Annotated in this window: 17 protein-coding genes and 4 pseudogenes; 14 read left to right on the top strand and 7 right to left on the bottom strand. The window is 67.1% G+C overall.

The features are described from left to right. The 3 genes and pseudogenes from ACFVDM_RS38235 to ACFVDM_RS38225 all read left to right on the top strand — a co-directional run. Window positions 1-568 (top strand): annotated as a pseudogene (locus tag ACFVDM_RS38235) (hypothetical protein); the annotation flags it as partial. A gap of 127 nt (window positions 569-695) precedes the next feature. Next, window positions 696-1,139: a peptidase inhibitor family I36 protein gene (locus ACFVDM_RS38230; RefSeq protein WP_383651425.1), complete on the top strand. Its 444-nt coding sequence runs from the start codon at window positions 696-698 to the stop codon at window positions 1,137-1,139. Between the two features lie 1,458 nt (window positions 1,140-2,597). Continuing rightward, window positions 2,598-3,032, top strand: coding sequence for a DUF6228 family protein (locus tag ACFVDM_RS38225; protein WP_383651423.1), 435 nt, complete (start codon window positions 2,598-2,600; stop codon window positions 3,030-3,032). 38 nt (window positions 3,033-3,070) lie between these two features. Here the strand turns inward: ACFVDM_RS38225 and ACFVDM_RS38220 are convergent. Beyond that, window positions 3,071-3,217, bottom strand: a pseudogene (locus ACFVDM_RS38220) (ATP-binding protein); the annotation flags it as partial. A 145-nt stretch (window positions 3,218-3,362) separates the two neighbouring features. Between ACFVDM_RS38220 and ACFVDM_RS38215 the strand changes: the two are divergent. From ACFVDM_RS38215 to ACFVDM_RS38190, 6 genes are all read left to right on the top strand, one after another. Next, window positions 3,363-4,181, top strand: coding sequence for a tyrosine-type recombinase/integrase (locus ACFVDM_RS38215; RefSeq protein WP_383651430.1), 819 nt, complete (start codon window positions 3,363-3,365; stop codon window positions 4,179-4,181). After that, window positions 4,064-4,426 (top strand): tyrosine-type recombinase/integrase, encoded by a 363-nt coding sequence (locus ACFVDM_RS38210; RefSeq protein ID WP_383651428.1) that lies wholly within the window; start codon window positions 4,064-4,066, stop codon window positions 4,424-4,426. Before ACFVDM_RS38215 ends, ACFVDM_RS38210 begins: the two co-directional genes overlap by 118 nt. Next, window positions 4,423-4,737: a helix-turn-helix transcriptional regulator gene (locus ACFVDM_RS38205; protein WP_351259637.1), complete on the top strand. Its 315-nt coding sequence runs from the start codon at window positions 4,423-4,425 to the stop codon at window positions 4,735-4,737. Before ACFVDM_RS38210 ends, ACFVDM_RS38205 begins: the two co-directional genes overlap by 4 nt. A gap of 669 nt (window positions 4,738-5,406) precedes the next feature. After that, entirely contained in the window at window positions 5,407-6,222 is an 816-nt protein-coding gene (locus ACFVDM_RS38200) for a hypothetical protein (RefSeq protein WP_383651421.1), read from the top strand. A gap of 15 nt (window positions 6,223-6,237) precedes the next feature. Then, complete coding sequence (locus ACFVDM_RS38195; RefSeq protein WP_383651418.1) at window positions 6,238-6,378, top strand: hypothetical protein; 141 nt, start codon at window positions 6,238-6,240, stop codon at window positions 6,376-6,378. 54 nt (window positions 6,379-6,432) lie between these two features. Next, the gene (locus ACFVDM_RS38190; protein WP_383651416.1) at window positions 6,433-6,831 is read left to right on the top strand and encodes a hypothetical protein; all 399 of its coding nucleotides are present in this window, start codon (window positions 6,433-6,435) and stop codon (window positions 6,829-6,831) included. A 79-nt stretch (window positions 6,832-6,910) separates the two neighbouring features. Here the strand turns inward: ACFVDM_RS38190 and ACFVDM_RS38185 are convergent. The 5 genes and pseudogenes from ACFVDM_RS38185 to ACFVDM_RS38165 form a co-directional block, all read right to left on the bottom strand. Further along, window positions 6,911-7,024 (bottom strand): annotated as a pseudogene (locus ACFVDM_RS38185) (ATP-binding protein); the annotation flags it as partial. 81 nt (window positions 7,025-7,105) lie between these two features. After that, the gene (locus ACFVDM_RS38180; protein ID WP_383651413.1) at window positions 7,106-7,600 is read right to left on the bottom strand and encodes a DUF4279 domain-containing protein; all 495 of its coding nucleotides are present in this window, start codon (window positions 7,598-7,600) and stop codon (window positions 7,106-7,108) included. Continuing rightward, a complete protein-coding gene (locus tag ACFVDM_RS38175; protein ID WP_383651411.1) occupies window positions 7,537-8,664 on the bottom strand; it encodes a tyrosine-type recombinase/integrase in 1,128 nt (375 codons plus the stop codon). Before ACFVDM_RS38175 ends, ACFVDM_RS38180 begins: the two co-directional genes overlap by 64 nt. Further along, window positions 8,661-9,593 (bottom strand): tyrosine-type recombinase/integrase, encoded by a 933-nt coding sequence (locus tag ACFVDM_RS38170; RefSeq protein WP_383651408.1) that lies wholly within the window; start codon window positions 9,591-9,593, stop codon window positions 8,661-8,663. The genes ACFVDM_RS38175 and ACFVDM_RS38170 overlap by 4 nt, the downstream gene beginning before the upstream one ends. Further along, complete coding sequence (locus tag ACFVDM_RS38165) at window positions 9,590-10,690, bottom strand: tyrosine-type recombinase/integrase (RefSeq protein ID WP_383651406.1); 1,101 nt, start codon at window positions 10,688-10,690, stop codon at window positions 9,590-9,592. Before ACFVDM_RS38165 ends, ACFVDM_RS38170 begins: the two co-directional genes overlap by 4 nt. Window positions 10,691-10,966: 276 nt before the next feature. On the opposite strand from ACFVDM_RS38165, the pseudogene ACFVDM_RS38160 reads away from it, so the two are divergent. From ACFVDM_RS38160 to ACFVDM_RS38145, 4 genes and pseudogenes are all read left to right on the top strand, one after another. Further along, window positions 10,967-11,233, top strand: a pseudogene (locus ACFVDM_RS38160) (ATP-binding protein); the annotation flags it as partial. A gap of 155 nt (window positions 11,234-11,388) precedes the next feature. Continuing rightward, window positions 11,389-12,135 (top strand): methyltransferase domain-containing protein, encoded by a 747-nt coding sequence (locus ACFVDM_RS38155; RefSeq protein ID WP_383651403.1) that lies wholly within the window; start codon window positions 11,389-11,391, stop codon window positions 12,133-12,135. Window positions 12,136-12,308: 173 nt separating this feature from the next. Next, window positions 12,309-13,265 carry an ISL3 family transposase gene (locus ACFVDM_RS38150; protein ID WP_383651400.1) on the top strand — a complete coding sequence of 319 codons (957 nt, stop codon included), beginning with the start codon at window positions 12,309-12,311 and terminating at the stop codon, window positions 13,263-13,265. 20 nt (window positions 13,266-13,285) lie between these two features. After that, the gene (locus tag ACFVDM_RS38145) at window positions 13,286-13,909 is read left to right on the top strand and encodes a transposase (protein ID WP_383651397.1); all 624 of its coding nucleotides are present in this window, start codon (window positions 13,286-13,288) and stop codon (window positions 13,907-13,909) included. Window positions 13,910-13,917: 8 nt separating this feature from the next. On the opposite strand, the gene ACFVDM_RS38140 is transcribed toward ACFVDM_RS38145, so the two are convergent. Next, window positions 13,918-14,217, bottom strand: coding sequence for a hypothetical protein (locus ACFVDM_RS38140; RefSeq protein ID WP_383651395.1), 300 nt, complete (start codon window positions 14,215-14,217; stop codon window positions 13,918-13,920). Between the two features lie 241 nt (window positions 14,218-14,458). Here ACFVDM_RS38140 and ACFVDM_RS38135 point away from each other — a divergent pair, with 241 nt between their 5' ends. Next, entirely contained in the window at window positions 14,459-14,770 is a 312-nt protein-coding gene (locus ACFVDM_RS38135; protein ID WP_383651392.1) for a hypothetical protein, read from the top strand. Window positions 14,771-15,272: the final 502 nt, after the last annotated feature.

Here is a 15,272-nt window from a genome sequence, read left to right as displayed (position 1 = left end):
GGCCAAGCTCCTGCAGGCCGGTGAGCTGATCGGCTTCCACTACGCCAGCCGCAACCAGGACCCGGCCGAGCTGTTGACCTGCGACGTGACCCTCCACCCGCGCGGCCTGGTCATCGCCATGCTTGTCGGCAAGACCAAGCACTCGGTGTGCAATGCGAAGATCCGCTATGCCGACGAGGCCGAGATCTGCCCGGTGCGCGCGTACATTGCGTACCGCACCCGGCTGGTCGCCGAGCACGGCGAACAGTGGGCCGACCCGTCCACGCCGGCGTTCGTCGGCATCGACCAGTGGGGCCACGTCACCGGCGGGATGGTGCCCGACTCCGTCACCCGCGCCATCAGACGGATCTCGACGCGGGCCGGGGTGCCGATCGCATGGACCGGGCACTCCCTGCGCATTGGCTTGGCCTCCGTCGGAAGGAAGAAGGGCAAGGACGGTCAGCGCGTGCTGTCCGCCGCATCCCGACCGGGGCTCGAAGCGCCGAGTCCGGTTTCGGATGACACGTCCCCAGGGAGCGCCGGCTGGCCAAGCCTCGGACGTCATCGCACGGAACTGACGCACCAGTGAATGTCAGCAAACTCGGTGGCACCACAGGCCGCTTGCGTCATACTCGTGGTCGTTTGAGGGCGTGGCGCCACCCTCAAGCCGTAAGGCCGCACGACCCAAAACACCTACATCCAAGGAGTCTCAGGTCATGACACGGCTTCGACGTATCAAGGCTGCGGTCGCACTCGCCTCCGCCAGCGCCGCGCTCGTAGTGCTTCCCGGGCACGCGAGCGCTGCGTCACCCCAGGTTCAGCAGCCCTCGGCCGCACAGACGGCCGCTGCCGCAGCCGCGTGCGCCACCGGATACGTGTGCTTCTGGACCGGCACCAATTACACCGGCTCCAAGTGCACGTGGCTGAACGGTGACCCCGACTGGTACAGCGGGGACATCAAGTGCACCTGGGCAGCGAACGGAAGCCTGGCCCGCTCCGTCTACAACGCAGGTACCAGCAGCTCCAAGACGGGCGTCGCGTACTACTCCGGAGCCAACTACGCCAACCGCGTGGGCTGTACCCCCCAGGGGCGAGGGGGCAATTTCACTCAGGCACGAGCCCTGCGGTCGCACCAGTGGATCAGTACGGCTTGCGGCTGACAGTGATTGTGCGGACGGTCAGCGCGGCCTGCACCGGCCTGTGATGCCCGGTCGCTTCCCTGGACCATGCCCGATCTGAGAGCTGACTCCACCACACCCGAAGCTCCGGACAGCCATGCGATAGACAAGCCGATGGGCTCGGGTGGAAGCGGGGGTACGAGCTTGGCCCGCCAGCGCGCTGGCGGGCCAAGCAGTGTCCCACCCACGGCCGCGCACTACCGACGCGGCCGCAGCATCATCGTCAGGGCCGTGCTCTGCACGCGGACGTCACCCCGCTGCCCAGCAAGCTGCGCACGGACGGTGAACGAGCACAGGCGCAGACTCGCAGAAATCGATCACGATCAATTGTGTACGCCGAAGCCTGAGCTGGCGGGGAGCAGGTCGCCCTGCCGAAGGTGGTGGCGGTTCCCGGGGGGCTGGTCAGCTCGTGGTGTCCGCCGTGTCGCCCGCCTCGGTCTCAGTGGGCGGCGTGCGGTGGTCGCCCAATCGTCCACGTGCTGGGCAACGGCGTGCAGGAGCGCGGTCTCCGCGTCGGAGCTGCCAGGCGAGTCCAGCAGGGCGGGGGTAATGGCGTGGTCGGTGGGCGTGGCGATCCAGGTGGTGCCCTTGCCCTCTGTGACGCTGGTCTTCAGCCGCACCAGGGTGGTGTCGACCGGGTCCGCACGCCACGCGGTGAGGACGCCGGCGCGTCGGTTTCGGTGAGCCAGGTCCGCAGGACGTCGCACTCGTAGGCGTTGGACGCAAGGGGCGGGTCACGAGCGCAGCGATATCCTGAGACGGCTGTGGACAGCGGCTCTCAGGGGTCGATCAGTTCCCCGGTTGGTGAGCTCGATCGGGGTGCCGCGGCATGGCTCCGTGTTGGGATCAGCGGCTTTCGATGATGCGCCTCAGACCCCTGAGAGCGCGCACCGAAGCGTCCCGCGCAGCCATCGCACTCACTAGTTCGTTGCCATCCAGCAGGCCAGCCATTCTCAGGTCCTTAGCGTGTCGCGGTCGGGAAACGTGGCATCGGCTTCGCCTTGCTGCACGAGGCAGTCGACACCACCCCGGGCGGCCGGCCGTCTTCCATGTCTCCGGACCAGATGCACCGGCACCCGCGCCGCCGCGCGGGCGGCGCGGTCCGGGCGGTGGGTCAGGCCCATGCGGGACTGGAGACGCTCGAAGTCGGGGCGGCCGTCCGTGCCCGGCGCGATGATCTCCCCATCCAGCACCGTCGACCGGCCGCCGAACCCCGCGGGCAAGCCGTGCAGCTCGGGGTAGCCGGAGTGATCTCGTGCCCGCCCCGGGCGCGGACCGAGACCGACCTGGCTACGTAGGTCAGAACGAAGAGCACTTGTCGGTGGGAGCTGGGAACAGATGGCTGCTGCTGGGCCGTCGAATGTTGATAAGAATCAGCAACGGTCCTTGGCCACGGAATCGTGATGTCGTCAACGTGTCGACGTCCGTATCCTTCGGCGGATGAGTCTGATCGAGGTGGGGCCAGGGCAAGCTGAGCTCGTCGTGCGGGGGCCGGGGGCGCTGGCGACCTCTGTCCGGTTGTTCGACTGGTCGCGTGCGGATGAGTACGAGTCCGTCTTCGCGGTGGAGGCCGTTGCTGATGGTGTGCGTGCACGGCTCGAGAATGTGACCGTCACCGTCTGGGATGACATGAGTGAGTTCTTCGACGGCCTCGCGCGCGACTTTCGTGGCTGGGAGGGGGAGCGGGTCTGGATCAACAACCACCTGGTCGTGACGGCGACCTTCGCCTCGGGTGGTCATGTGTATCTGGACTGGACGCTTCGGTCCGGCTTCTTTCCCAGTGAGTGGAAGTGCACGGTGACGACCGTGATCGAAGCCGGTGAAGGGATGACGGCTGTAGCTGCGGACCTGCGGGAATTTCTGCGCCAGGGGTAGGTCGCCCACGTCGCCCGGCAGGCACTCCCGCGTCCGGTTCAGCCGACGGCCTGCTGCTCTGCGCGGGCGCGGGTGGTGGCGAGGCGGTAGGAGTCGGTGCCGGTCTCGATGATGGTGTCGTTGAAGGTGAGGCGGTCGACGATGGCCGCGCAGAGGCGGGGGTCGGTGAAGGTCTTGGTCCAGCCATCTGGGGCTGGCATATGTTCCTTTTCATGGATCGCCGCTGCCACCGGCCCGTATCCATCTTCTGCTGTCCTCGTTGGCCTTCATGGTGGTGCCCGGATTCTCCAGGTGTTGCCTTGATCGGTCAGGTGCGAGGAAGGTGTGCTGGTGGCATCCCAGTTGAGGGTGGTGCAGGGTGGTGCCGTTCTACTGGAGCCGGTGACCGCCGATCCGTGGGAGTTCCAGGCCGACTGTGTTGAGGCGTTTGTCGCCTCGTGGCGGGCCCGCGGGTTCAGTCCGGTGACGGTCGAGAACGACATCGGACTGCTGGAACGGACGCTCACCGCGCTGGGCCGGCCCGCCTGGGACGTCACTCCCGAAGACATCGACCGTGTCGTCGGTGACCTGGCCCTTGCCGGGCGGGCCGCCTCGACCCGCCGCGAGTACGTGCAGATCTTTAAGGGCTTCCACCGGTTCCTGCAGGTCCGCAAGGCTGTCGAGATCGAAGCGGGGTTCGGCGTCCGCCTGGTTTGCCCGGTCGATGAGTTCAACGCGTCCCGGCACGTCGGGGATGAGTCCCCAGCTCAGCTGCCGCCGCCGACCCCCGAGCGGGTCGCGGAGTTCTTCGACTTCCTCAAGGACCGGATCGCCACCGCCCGCAAGTACGCACCCGCCGCCCGGGACTATGCGATGTTCCGGACCCTTTATCACTCCGGCCTGCGCTCGGAAGAGGCGTCGCTTCTGGACCGCCCGGACCTCCACTTCACGCGGGGACCGTTCGGAAACTCCACGTTCGGTTCGGCAAAGGCGCCCGCACCTCCGGGCCCCGACCGCGTTGGGTACCGATGCTGGACGGGCTCGACCTCGTTCTGCGCTGGTTCCTCGACGACGTCCGCGGGAAGTTCCCCGACTCCCCGGTGCTGTTTGCGGACGAGTCCGGCGGAAGTCTGCATCGCGGGACGATCCGCAACCGTTTGCGGTATCTGATGGAACTCGAAGGCCGCCCGGCAACCGACCGTTTCAGTCCGCATGCTTTGCGGAGGGCCTGCGCGACCCACAACTACGAGCGTGGTGTGGATTTGATGGCTATCCAGCAGCTCCTTGGTCACTGGACGGTCAGCTCAACCATGAGATACGTCCGTTCCTCCGCGACGTTCATCGAGGATGCCTATCGCCGCGCGGTGACCACCACGCTCGGCGAGCTGACCGCCGAGGGGGACAGCTCCGCATGAAGATCCGATGGCGCCTGCGGATGGCCGCCGCCCAGCGCGAGGTCTGGACCGGCACCCAGCTGCAGCGGCTGCTGGCCGAACGCGCGGGGCTGCAAATGTCCTCCGCCTCGGTGTCTGCACTGTTCAGCAAAGAGCCCTCCCAGGTGAAGATGTCCACTCTGATCGCGTTGTGCACCGCGCTGGACTGCACCCCCAACGACCTCTTCGAGGTCGACACCACCCCCGTCGAACGTCCCGCGGCCTCGATTCGGCCGGTCGCCGACCTGCCGAAGGCAGTCTCCGCGCGGGGCCGTTCGATGCCGCCTTTGTGACCCGAGGAGGGCGGAATCGTGGGCGTCAAACAGAGCGACTGCATCGGCTGCGGAGCCCCGGTCGGGTTCATCGACCGGCACTACTGCTGCCGCTGCACTGCCCAGCAGAAGGAGGCTGCGGCCCGGGCCGCTTGTCCCCGGTGCGACCAGCAGCGCGTCCTCCAGGCCGACACCGGCCGGTGCATCACCTGCTCTCGCGTATGCACCGGATGCGGCAACCCGGTGCGGAGTAAATCCTCGGCACTCTGCCGCACTTGCCTGCGAGAGGCCGAACGCGACGCCGCCAAGGCGCCATGCCCTCGCTGCAGCAGGCCCGGATATATCCGCAAGGACTCCCGCTGGTGCGGGCACTGCTCGCGTCCCCGGCAGGCCAAACAGCCGCCGCGTGCCTGTGAACAATGCGGCAGAGTACGGAAGCACGCAGGCCTGGGACTGTGCTCGGCCTGCTGGCAGGCGTCACCCCGACCGGCCCTTCGTCCGGGCCGAGCACCTCATCGCCGAACTCGACAATCCCCCCGACTGGCTGCAGGACTTCACTACAGATCTCACCGCCAAGTACTCCGTCGGCCGGGCCTGCACGATGATCACTTCCCTGGGGCGTCTTCTCCGGGACGGCCAGCCCAACCTCCCCAGTCCGTACTCGAACGCTCTCGCCGCCCGGGCCGCTCGATGGGCTCGCTCGCACGTGCCCTGGAGACCTTCTTCACCACTCGTGGTCTGGCCATGGCCACGGACCAGGCCGAGCGGCTCGCAGCCGGCCGACGACGACGTCGCATCCTCGCGGTCCCCGACCCCCTGCGGCCTTCGGTGGAGGCTTTCGCCGACTTCATGATCCGCTCGCGTGAGCGGTCCCGGCGTGCCGGAACACTGCCCCGCACCGATGCCACCATCGAAGCCGCACTGGCCATCGTGCGTGACCTCGCCCTGTTCCTCGCCGGTGAGCGCGGCAAGCGGGACTGGGCGCTGACCGACGTGCACGATCTCGAGGCGTTCCTGGCCAGCTCGCCCAAGGCCCGTAAGCGTCGCCTGGTCGTGCTCGGACAGTTCTTCCGCTTCGCGCGGTCCCAGAAGTTCGTTCTCGTCGATCCTGCCCACGGTCTGACCGCCCGAGGACCGAGCGGCTTCACGGGTGCGACGCTGACGCTTGACCAGCAACGTGTGCTGTTTCGCCGCTGGACAACGGATCCGGCCGTCCACCCGCACGAAGCCCTGCTGGGCATGCTCGCCCTGTTGCACGGTGCCTCAAGCCGCGAGGTCAAAATGCTCCAGGCCGTTGACCTCGACTTTCGTGCCCGGACCGCTCGGCTCGGCGACCGCCCGCATCCGGTTCCCTTTGATCCGGCGTCCTGGGCGGCAGTGGAGCGTTGCCTGGCCCATCGCGAAGCCCAGCGGACCGACAACCCGCATGTGATGGTTACCCGCCAGACGAAGTCCGGCCGGGGACCGGCGTCCACCGCCTATGTCAGTCACGTCCTCGATGCCTGAGGCTTCCCACCCCGCATGATCCGCTGCACTCGACTGCTCGACCTGGTCAACACCATGGACCCTAAGCTCGTCGCCGGCGCGTTCGGCATGGGCCCCGAGGCCACCATGATCTATCTCGCCGACCACGTCGACCCCGGCCGCATGCCTGATGCGTGACCGACGCGATAAATTCGCTGGTCACGGCAGTGCTCGATCTGCAGAATCAATAAAATGTCGCGCTTCTTGTGTGACCACTGCCGACGCCCCCTCACCGGACCGGTCACCAAGGTGAAAGTGCCGCTTTTGGTGCCGATGTCGGAGATCCCGGGTGTCCGGACACGTCCGGCCCGCGTGCCCTGCGGAACCTATGCCCCGAATTTTCGGCTGAGCGAATTCAGCAACGACGTCCCGGGCTTCATCGTGCACCCCACCGACTTGATCGGCACCGAACAGCATCCCGACCTCATGCGATCAATCGGCTGCTGCCAAGGCCCTGCAGGCGGCGATGGCCTGAACCTAGTCTGCAGGGGCTGCGGAGCCGAAGTCGCCACCCGACAAGCGGACTGTTACACCCAGAACCAAGTAACTCTGGAGCCGACTGCGGTCTGTCTCTCCTTCTCCGACGACTGATCGCAGTACCCGGTAACACCGAACCCGTTGACTTTCGGCGCCGCCTCGCACACGTTCGCCGGAACATGTGCGCTTTGCCGAAGGACTCGTTGGAGGCGATGGCGACGCTGTTCTTCTCCTCGCGTTCCGTCAGCACGTGGAAGAGGAGTTCGGCGCCGGGGCAGTCGAGTTCCATGTAGCCGAGCTCGTCGATCTATGCCGATATCCGCATAGGTCGACCTATGCCGAGACGGCAACTATGCTGAAGGTGCAATCGAAATCGCTGGTCGGACCTTCAGGACGCGGACCCGTCATCGGCATAGTCCTGGGCCAGGTCGTACTCATCGACGTCGAGGACGGCGCCGGTGAGGTGGAGAAAGTCGAGCACGTCGCGGCCAAGATGCCAGCCGAACAGCTTCGGGGCCTCGGTCGGGGCGTCCCCGAGGTGATGCTCCTGCCGAACGGGTTCGTCGTTGAAGTAGCGCACAACCTCAAGGACGGCGCTCGGGCCTTGGGTGTCCTCGGCGTCCAGGCGCCGAGCGAGAGCGGCGATGGCGTCGATGTGCGGGGTGAGGCGCTCAAGAATGCGGGCGATCTGTTCGTCAACGGACAGCCCAGGTTCACGGCAGACGATCTTCCAGCGGTGCAGGACCGGGATCGCCTTGGGCTCGGAGATGCGGCTGCCACGGACGGCCGTTTCGTCGGGTTCCAGCCCGAGGACTTCGGTCATTTCCGCAGCGGAGGTGACGTGGCTGGACAACGCGAAGTAGACGTACTGATCGACGGACACGCAGGAAGGATAAGGACTCGGCTCGGTCCTGGGCTCGGCAATTTCGGCCCGATCCAGAGTTTCTGGATGCCCCTCACAGGCGGTCGAGGAAAGCGAGGACCTTGTCGCTGGGTTGGTAGCGTCCCGGGCGGGCGGTGACCGTAGCGGTCAGGGCCAGGGCCTTCTCCTTTGATGGTCATGTCGGCGTGGACGTAGGCGTCGGTGGAGCGGACGCCGGCATAGCCGAGCCAGAGCGCGATGACGGTGGTGTCGACGCCGGCCTGCAGCAGCGACATTGCGCAACTGTGCCGCAGGACGTGCGGGTGGATGCTCTTGTCCAGCAGGGACGGGCAGGCTCGTGCGGCGGCCTGCGCGTGGGTGCTCAGGCGTTGGGCGACGGCGTCGCGGCTGAGGCGCCGTCCGGTGCGGGTGCAGAACAAGGGGTCACCGCGGCGTCCGGCCCGTTCGTTCAACCAGGCGCCCAGTAGGTTCTGGACGGGGCGGTCGAGCGGGACGGTGCGCTGTTTGCGTCCCTTGCCCTCGCAGCGGACGGCGGCGCCTTCGCCCAGGGTGATGTCGTCGCAGTTCAGGCTGGTGAGTTCGGTGACGCGCAGGCCGGTCTGGACGGCCAGTGTCAGCATGGCCTTGTCTCGTCGTCCTTCCCAGCGTTTCGGATCCGGTGCCGCCAGCAGCGCGTCGACCTCCGGGCCGGTCAGGAACGTGACGGTCCTCTTGTCGAACCGCTTCGGCGGGATGTCCAGGACCCGCTGGATGAGCAGGGCGTGTTCGGGGTGCTGGAGCGCGGCATAGGAGAACAGGGAGCGGATAGCGGTCAGGCGGACGTTGCGGGTTCTGGTGCTGTTGCCGCGCTCATCTTCCAGGTGGTTCAGGAACGCGGAGATCACGTCCGCGTTCAGGTCGTTCCAGTCCAGCTTCGCCGGGGCGGTCCCGGTCCGCTGCTGGACGAAGCCGAGCAGGAGGCGGATCGCGTCGCGGTAGGCGGCGATGGTGCGCGGGCTGGCTTGGCACTGGCGGGCGAGCCGCTCGGTGAAGAACGCCTGCAGGGTGGGTGCGATCGGGGTCATGCGCGGGCCGCCTTCCGGATTCCGTCGCGGCGGGCCGCGGCCAGGGCGAGCAGTTCCGGGGCCGCCGACAAGTACCAGTAGGTGCAGGCTGGTTCGCGGTGTCCCATATAGGTCGACAGGGACGGGATCTTCGCCTGGACGTTGTCCTCGGTGCGATACCAGTGCAGCAGGGTTCGGACGGCGAAGGTGTGTCGCAGCTCGTGCAGCCGAGGCCGATGCGGGGCATCGAGGCCGACGTCGGCGGCGTCGACCAGGGCCCGGAACACCGGATGCACGCAGGCGTAGATCAGCCGCTTCGCGGTGAGGGAGATGAAGAACGCGGGGTCCTTGACCCTGGGCATCAGTTCGTCGCGCAGCCTGTCGTACTCGCGCAACGCGTTCGTGGTGCTGGCCTGCAGCGGGACCAGGCGGGACTTGCCGAACTTGGACTCGCGGATGTGCAGCACGCCCTCGGTCCAGTCAATGTCCTCGCGGTCCAGCTTGATGGCCTCGCCGATGCGCAGGCCGGACGCGGCCAGCAGCCCGATCAGCGTGTGATAGGTGGCTGCCCGCAGCGGCTGAGGGATCGTCTGCTTGGCCGCCGTCATGATCGCGGCGATGTCGGCATCGGAGTAGAGGAAGATCTGCCCCCGGCACCGGTTGTAGGGCACCAGTCCCAGCGGCGGCACCTCGGTCGCCGGGTCGATCCCGCTCAGGTAGCGGGCGAACCCGCGAACGGCGGTGATCCGTCGGGGACTGACCGTCGTGATCACCTCGGGCTCGCGGGTCCGCATCCAGTCCAGCGCGGCGGCGACGGTCACGGTCTGTTCGCCGTGGCTGTCCATGTAGCGCACGAAGTCCGGCAGCAGATAGGCCGCTTCGGCCATCTGGTGCCCCAGCGAACGGCGGAGCCGCAGGTAGTTGTCCACTGCTTGGCGAAGATCGGTCATGCCGCCTCCGTCCCCGGCCAGGGCTGGGCGACCGCGCGCAGGGCGATGAAGTCGACCTTCGCGTAGAGCGCGGTGGTGGCCAGGTCCTGTTGCCGGAGCACCTGCCCGATCGCGGTGAGCCCGGCGCCGTGGCGGAGCATGTCGGCGGCCAGGGCATGACGCAGTCGGTGTGGCCCGACCTTGAGCGTGCCGGCCCGGCGGCAGGCTCGTTCCACCACGTCGCCGACCAGGTCCGCCCGGATCGGACCGTGCGGAGCCTTGCAGGTCAGGAAGACGTGGCGGGCATCCAGGCGAGGCCTGGGGCCGGTCACGCAGGCGACCAGTGCCTCGCCGACGTCGGCCGGCAGGGGGAGCCGGTCCTCGCGGCGTCCCTTGTCGCGGACGACGATCTCGCCGCATCGCCAGTCGATGTCGTCCAGCAGCAGCCGGGCCACCTCGATCGAGCGCAGCCCAAGCCTGGCTACCAGCATCAAGATCGCGTAGTCGCGGAGGCCGACCATCCCGTTAGGCGGAGTGTGGTCCAGCAGGCGCTGGACGTCGCCAGCCGCCATCGTCGGCGGGGCGGAGGCGAAGCGCCAGCCGCCGACCGGGGGCACCGCGCCGCCGAGTTTCATCGGGATGACGCCTTGCAGGTGAAGGAACCGCATCAGCGACCGCAGTTCCGCCACCCGTCCCTTCGCCGAGCCCGCCGAGACCCTGGTGCATTCGCGCAGCAGGAACGCATTCAGGTCCTCCCCGGTCAGAGCGTCCGGCGCGAACTGGCCGTCGGTCACGGCTTGTTCGGCCAGGAAACGCCGGGCGGTGTTCTCGTAGCGCAGCATCGTCGACGCCGACAGGCCACGCTCGGACTCCATCCAGCGCTGGTACCGCTCCAGCAGAACCTCCGCCGGCGACGGTGGCACCTGCGGCGCTGGCACCACCCCGGTCTCCCGCAGGAACGTCAGCAGCGGGACCATGCCGCGTGGCCCGGCCACCCGGCGGCGACCCGACTTTCGCAGGTCAGCGAGGTGCTGTTTCAGCCGCTCTTCGTCCAGGTCGGCAGCTTCGAGGCCCTGCCTCGATAGCCACAGGCCAACCTGCCCCAGATCCTTGAGCATGTTCCTGGCGGTCAGGGCCGTGTATCCGCGTTCCGCCAGCCAGGCCCGGTAGCCCTTGACCTGCGGTGCCAGAGCCCCCGCCTTCCGACGCGTACTTCCGAACGGCATCGCAACCCCATCGCGGGAGCAACCTGCCCCATGCTCACGAGGCTGCCCGGCACGGAAACTATGCAGAGCCACGAACAGCCGAAACCCCACGAAGGAGCGGAACAACGCACACGGCATCGGCATAGTCGCAGTCTCGGCATAGGTCAATCTATGCCGATATCCGCATAGGTCGACGAACTCGGCTACATGGAACTCGACCGCCACGGCGCCGAACTCCTCTTCCACGTGCTGACGGAACGCGAGGAGAAGAACAGCGTCGCCATCGCCTCCAACGAGTCCTTCGGCGGCTGGACCAAGACCTTCACCGACCCCCGCCTCTGCGCGGCCATCGTCGACCGCCTCACCTTCAACGGCACCATCATCGAGACCGGCACCGACTCCTACCGCCTCGCCACCACCCGAGCACGAGCCGGAGAGCACGCCAACGTCAACTGACGTCCAACGACTCTGTCTCAACATTCGCCGCCCGCCCTGGGCGGCGAGCTGTCCGTCACGCTGGTGCATTCTCCGACGTCCTGAGTGACTACCTGTTGTCGCCGGAAAGGGGCAAAGTCCGGCGTCAAGTACCTGCAGCCGTCAACAATGTTCGTATGACCATCACCTCGCAGGCCCGCTCGTTCGACACGGCTGCCGCCAGCTACGCTGCGAACCGTCCTTCATACCCGTCCGAATTGCTCGACGCGATCGAGGAACTCATTGGCCGCCCATTGGAGGGCACTCGCGTCGCCGACGTCGGGGCCGGCACCGGACTGGCGACGATGCTTCTCCGGGCTCGCGGTGCGAACGTCATCGCTGTCGAGCCCGGCCCCGGGATGGCCTCCCAGTTCCGTCTCAGCCTGCCCGACGTCCCTCTTGTGATCGGGGACGGCAACAACCTGCCGCTGGCCTCCGCCTCCGTCGACGTCCTCACATATGCCCAAGCCTGGCACTGGACCGATCAGAGTAAATCCGTTCCGGAAGCTCTCCGAGTCCTACAGACCGGTGGTGCACTAGCCCTCTGGTGGAACGACTCAGACAGCACCATTCCGTGGATTGCCAACCAGGACGCGCGCTTGCGCCGGCTTTTCGGTGCCGACGACAGCCCTCACGACCCCATGGCCCGGTTCCGCGGACTGCCGTCCGAGCTCGGCTTCGTCCATCGGCACGTGCCATGGACCCGGAGCGTTCCACTTGACATGCACCTCGCCAACCTCGCCAGCTACTCCGACTTCCTCGTCCTCGGCAAGGAAGCAACGAACACCTTTATTGCCAAGGAGCACGACCTCCTGACTGAGGTCTTCCCGAACCGGATGGTCAAGGAGCACTACGTCGTCAGCTTGGCTGTCACCACCTTCTGACACGCTGCGACACGTTGGTGACCGCCAGCGGACAGAGGTGCCGTCAGTTCTCGGGTTCTGGCTCACTTTCCGTGGAGTATGCACTCTGAGTGACGATCGTCGGACGAGCGGGTCCGCGGGAAGATGCCCGGAATTGATCCGTACGGGGTGTGGTGTGGCTGACAGTTCGGCCCGTGGAAAAAGTGGTGCTCCGGCTGGAGGAGTTGTTGTTCCCGTCGATATCCGACGTGGTGATGCTGTCCGTGGCCGTGAACGACGAGGCGGTTCACATCGAGGCCCGAAGCACGGTGGCTGGGGCCATCTGTCCCGGATGCAGGGTCTGGTCACGGCGGATTCACAGCTCCTATCTGCGCTTTCCCGCTGATGTGCCCAGCGGAGGCAGACGGGTCGCTCTCTGTTTACGGGTCCGCCGGTTCCTCTGCCCGGTCGCCTCGTGCGGGCGGCGGACCTTCGCCGAACAGCTGCCGGGTTTGACTCGTCGGTACGGCCGGCGGACCGAGCGCCTGCGGTCGGCGCTGGCCGCCGTGGGCCTCGCGCTCGCCGGCCGGGCCGGTGGTCGCATGGCGAGAGTCTTCGGTGTGTCTGTCAGCCGGAGTACGGTGCTCAGGCTGGTCGAAGCGTTGCCCGACCCCGAAGTTCCAGCCCCGCGGGTGGTTGGCGTCGATGAGTACGCGACCCGCAAAGGCCGCCACTACGGGACCGTCCTGGTCGACGTCGAAAGCAGGCGTCCAGTGGATCTGCTGCCCGAGAGGGAGGCGTCCAGCCTCGCGGCTTGGCTCGCGAAACGGCCCGGGGTGGAGGTGGTCTGCCGCGATCGGGCACCGTTCTTCGCCGAAGGTGCCACGGCCGGGGCACCGCAGGCGGTGCAGGTCGCGGACAGGTGGCATCTTTGGCACAACCTGAGCGAGGCTGCAGAGCGGTGCGTCGCAGACCACCGCGTATGCCTGCAGGTCCTGGCGCCCAATCCAGCCCAGCCTGCCCCCGGCCCGGAGAAGTTCGAAGACCCCGCCGGCTCGCCCTGGCCGAGGGGACACCGTTTCGCCGACCGCACCCCGTCAACCACGCGACCGTCCACGAACTGCTGGCCGCTGGGCTCAGCCGGAGGGCGATCGGCCGCCAACTCCGGATGACCTCCCGCACCGTCAAGCTCTTGGCCGACGCAGCCACCCCGGAAGACCTGTTCCACGGGCAGTGGCAGGGCCGGCCATCCAAACTCGACGCCTTCAAGCCCTACCTGGATGACCGCTGGAACCAAGGCTGCACGAACGCCTGGAGGGTGTGGGAGGAGATCGTGCCGCTCGGCTATCAGGGCAGCTACCAGCGGGTTCGCGCCTACTTCCGAGAGAAGCGGCTCTCGCCAGGCCCCGTCACAGCTCGACCACCGTCACCCCGCGTCGTCGCCGGATGGATCCTTCGCCGGCCGGAGACCCTCACCGAGACGGAGCATCTTCGGCTCAAGGCCGTTCTGGTCCACTGCCCTGAGCTGGACGCCCTCACCGGCCACGTCCGCTCCTTCGGGCAGATGCTCACCGAGCGCCAGGGCGAGCGGCTGCCGCAGTGGCTCGATGCCGTCCGGCAAGATGACCTCCCCGGCCTCCATACCCTCGCCGCAGGCATCGACCGTGACCGCGGTGCAGTCATCGCCGGCCTCACGCTGCCCTGGAGCTCAGGCGTCGTCGAAGGCCACGTCAACCGGATCAAGATGCTCAAACGCCAGATGCTCGGCCGGGCCGGCTTTCGTCTTCTCCGCAAGCGTGTCCTGCTCTACTCGTGATGCGCAGGTCAGACCGCACCATCAAGGAGCCCGAAGCCTTCAGGAAACCCTTCCAGGAACTCCCGGCGTGCGGGGTCGGACTCGGCTTCGGCCATCGTCCCGAGCAGACCGATCAGTTCGCTCCGTTGCTCGCTCGACAGCTTGCTGACCAGGTCGTCGACACCCTCCAGCACCTTAACGGCGTCGTCCGGATCCATCTGCTCGTCTTCACTGCCCTCGATGAACCACAGGACATCGACCAAGGCCGCGGCCAGGGCGTGAGTAAGAGACGAGTACACGGGCATGAAGGCGGTCTCCCAGCAGGTCACGGCAACAGAGTCCGGCCATCCCACCACACACCACTGACATCACACTCAGTCAGCCCTCCACGGAAAGTGCGCCGGAACCGCTACTGCTCGATAAAGCCACCCCGGCGAGTTTGATGACCCGCACTGGTGGTGGCTCGCTGATCTGGAGCCAGGGCACGAAGCGCATGCATGGCAGAAGAGGTACTTCCAGCTCGTGAACAGCACCACGAGAGCCGCGGAGCCCCGCGAGCCTGCGCCCCCTGTGTCCATCGAGATACCAAAGGAGCAGCGCCGCTTTGCCAACGCCCTTCTCGAACTTGCGAAAGAGGTTGGCATCGAGGGGGACGACTGGGTTGAAAGCGGACCGATCTATCGTCAGATGGAGGTCTATTTGACGGGTAGACGGATCTCCGGTGACGCCTTCATCACTGACTTCATGGAGATCTGGGAACAGCTCGCCAAGGGGACGAAGCGCGACTACTTGGCAACCACCCAGCGCCTACACCGTCTTGCTGCAGCAGCACGTGCAGCACGGGCCGGAGCAGGCGAAGCTTCCTCCCAAGGCGCCGGGTAGACCGGCCATCCGATGAGCGGTGGGGGCGTAATCGGTCGTTCACGCCCCCCGGGGCCCGACCGGCCGATCCGATCAGTGACCAGCGGAAGCGTGGCCACGATCCGATCGACGCCGCTCCGCACTTGCGCCTCCTCTTTTCGCCCCCTTGGACGTCCGTGACGGCCAAGGGGGCGAGGGCGTTGAGATGCGCCTGGACCGCCGCGACGCCCAGAAGCTGGCTCGACTGACTTGCGCGTGGTGTCCAGCCGCTACGCGATCTGCTCCTGGGTCGCCCCGCTGGTCACGATCGTCTCGCAGCCCGCCCGTTCCTCCATCGACGCCTGCGCCAGGATTGTCCCAGCGTCTCGCGCAGTACGGTCTGCTGCTCCAGGCCGGGCGGCGGGGTTAGGTCCCATACGTCGTGATCGGCGTTGCAGGTGACCAGCGGGTCGCCCAGGGTCTCGCGCATCCGCCGCCGGTGCCCGGTTGCCCAGTCTCGGTAGGCGCCGCGGAAAAAAACAGG

The organism is Streptomyces sp. NPDC057682 (genome assembly GCF_042799575.1).
Classification (GTDB): domain Bacteria; phylum Actinomycetota; class Actinomycetes; order Streptomycetales; family Streptomycetaceae; genus Streptomyces.
Note: the sequence above shows the minus strand (reverse complement) of the source record. Positions and strands in the feature narration are given on the sequence as shown.

Coding starts and splice junctions, on each gene's coding strand:
- ACFVDM_RS38165 (WP_383651406.1), bottom strand. CDS start 10,690: ATGCTCAAGGATCTGGGGCAGGTTGGCCTGTGGCTATCGAGGCAGGGC.
- ACFVDM_RS38170 (WP_383651408.1), bottom strand. CDS start 9,593: ATGACCGATCTTCGCCAAGCAGTGGACAACTACCTGCGGCTCCGCCGT.
- ACFVDM_RS38225 (WP_383651423.1), top strand. CDS start 2,598: ATGAGTCTGATCGAGGTGGGGCCAGGGCAAGCTGAGCTCGTCGTGCGG.
- ACFVDM_RS38190 (WP_383651416.1), top strand. CDS start 6,433: ATGTCGCGCTTCTTGTGTGACCACTGCCGACGCCCCCTCACCGGACCG.
- ACFVDM_RS38205 (WP_351259637.1), top strand. CDS start 4,423: ATGAAGATCCGATGGCGCCTGCGGATGGCCGCCGCCCAGCGCGAGGTC.
- ACFVDM_RS38230 (WP_383651425.1), top strand. CDS start 696: ATGACACGGCTTCGACGTATCAAGGCTGCGGTCGCACTCGCCTCCGCC.
- ACFVDM_RS38155 (WP_383651403.1), top strand. CDS start 11,389: ATGACCATCACCTCGCAGGCCCGCTCGTTCGACACGGCTGCCGCCAGC.
- ACFVDM_RS38195 (WP_383651418.1), top strand. CDS start 6,238: ATGATCCGCTGCACTCGACTGCTCGACCTGGTCAACACCATGGACCCT.
- ACFVDM_RS38175 (WP_383651411.1), bottom strand. CDS start 8,664: ATGACCCCGATCGCACCCACCCTGCAGGCGTTCTTCACCGAGCGGCTC.
- ACFVDM_RS38200 (WP_383651421.1), top strand. CDS start 5,407: ATGGGCTCGCTCGCACGTGCCCTGGAGACCTTCTTCACCACTCGTGGT.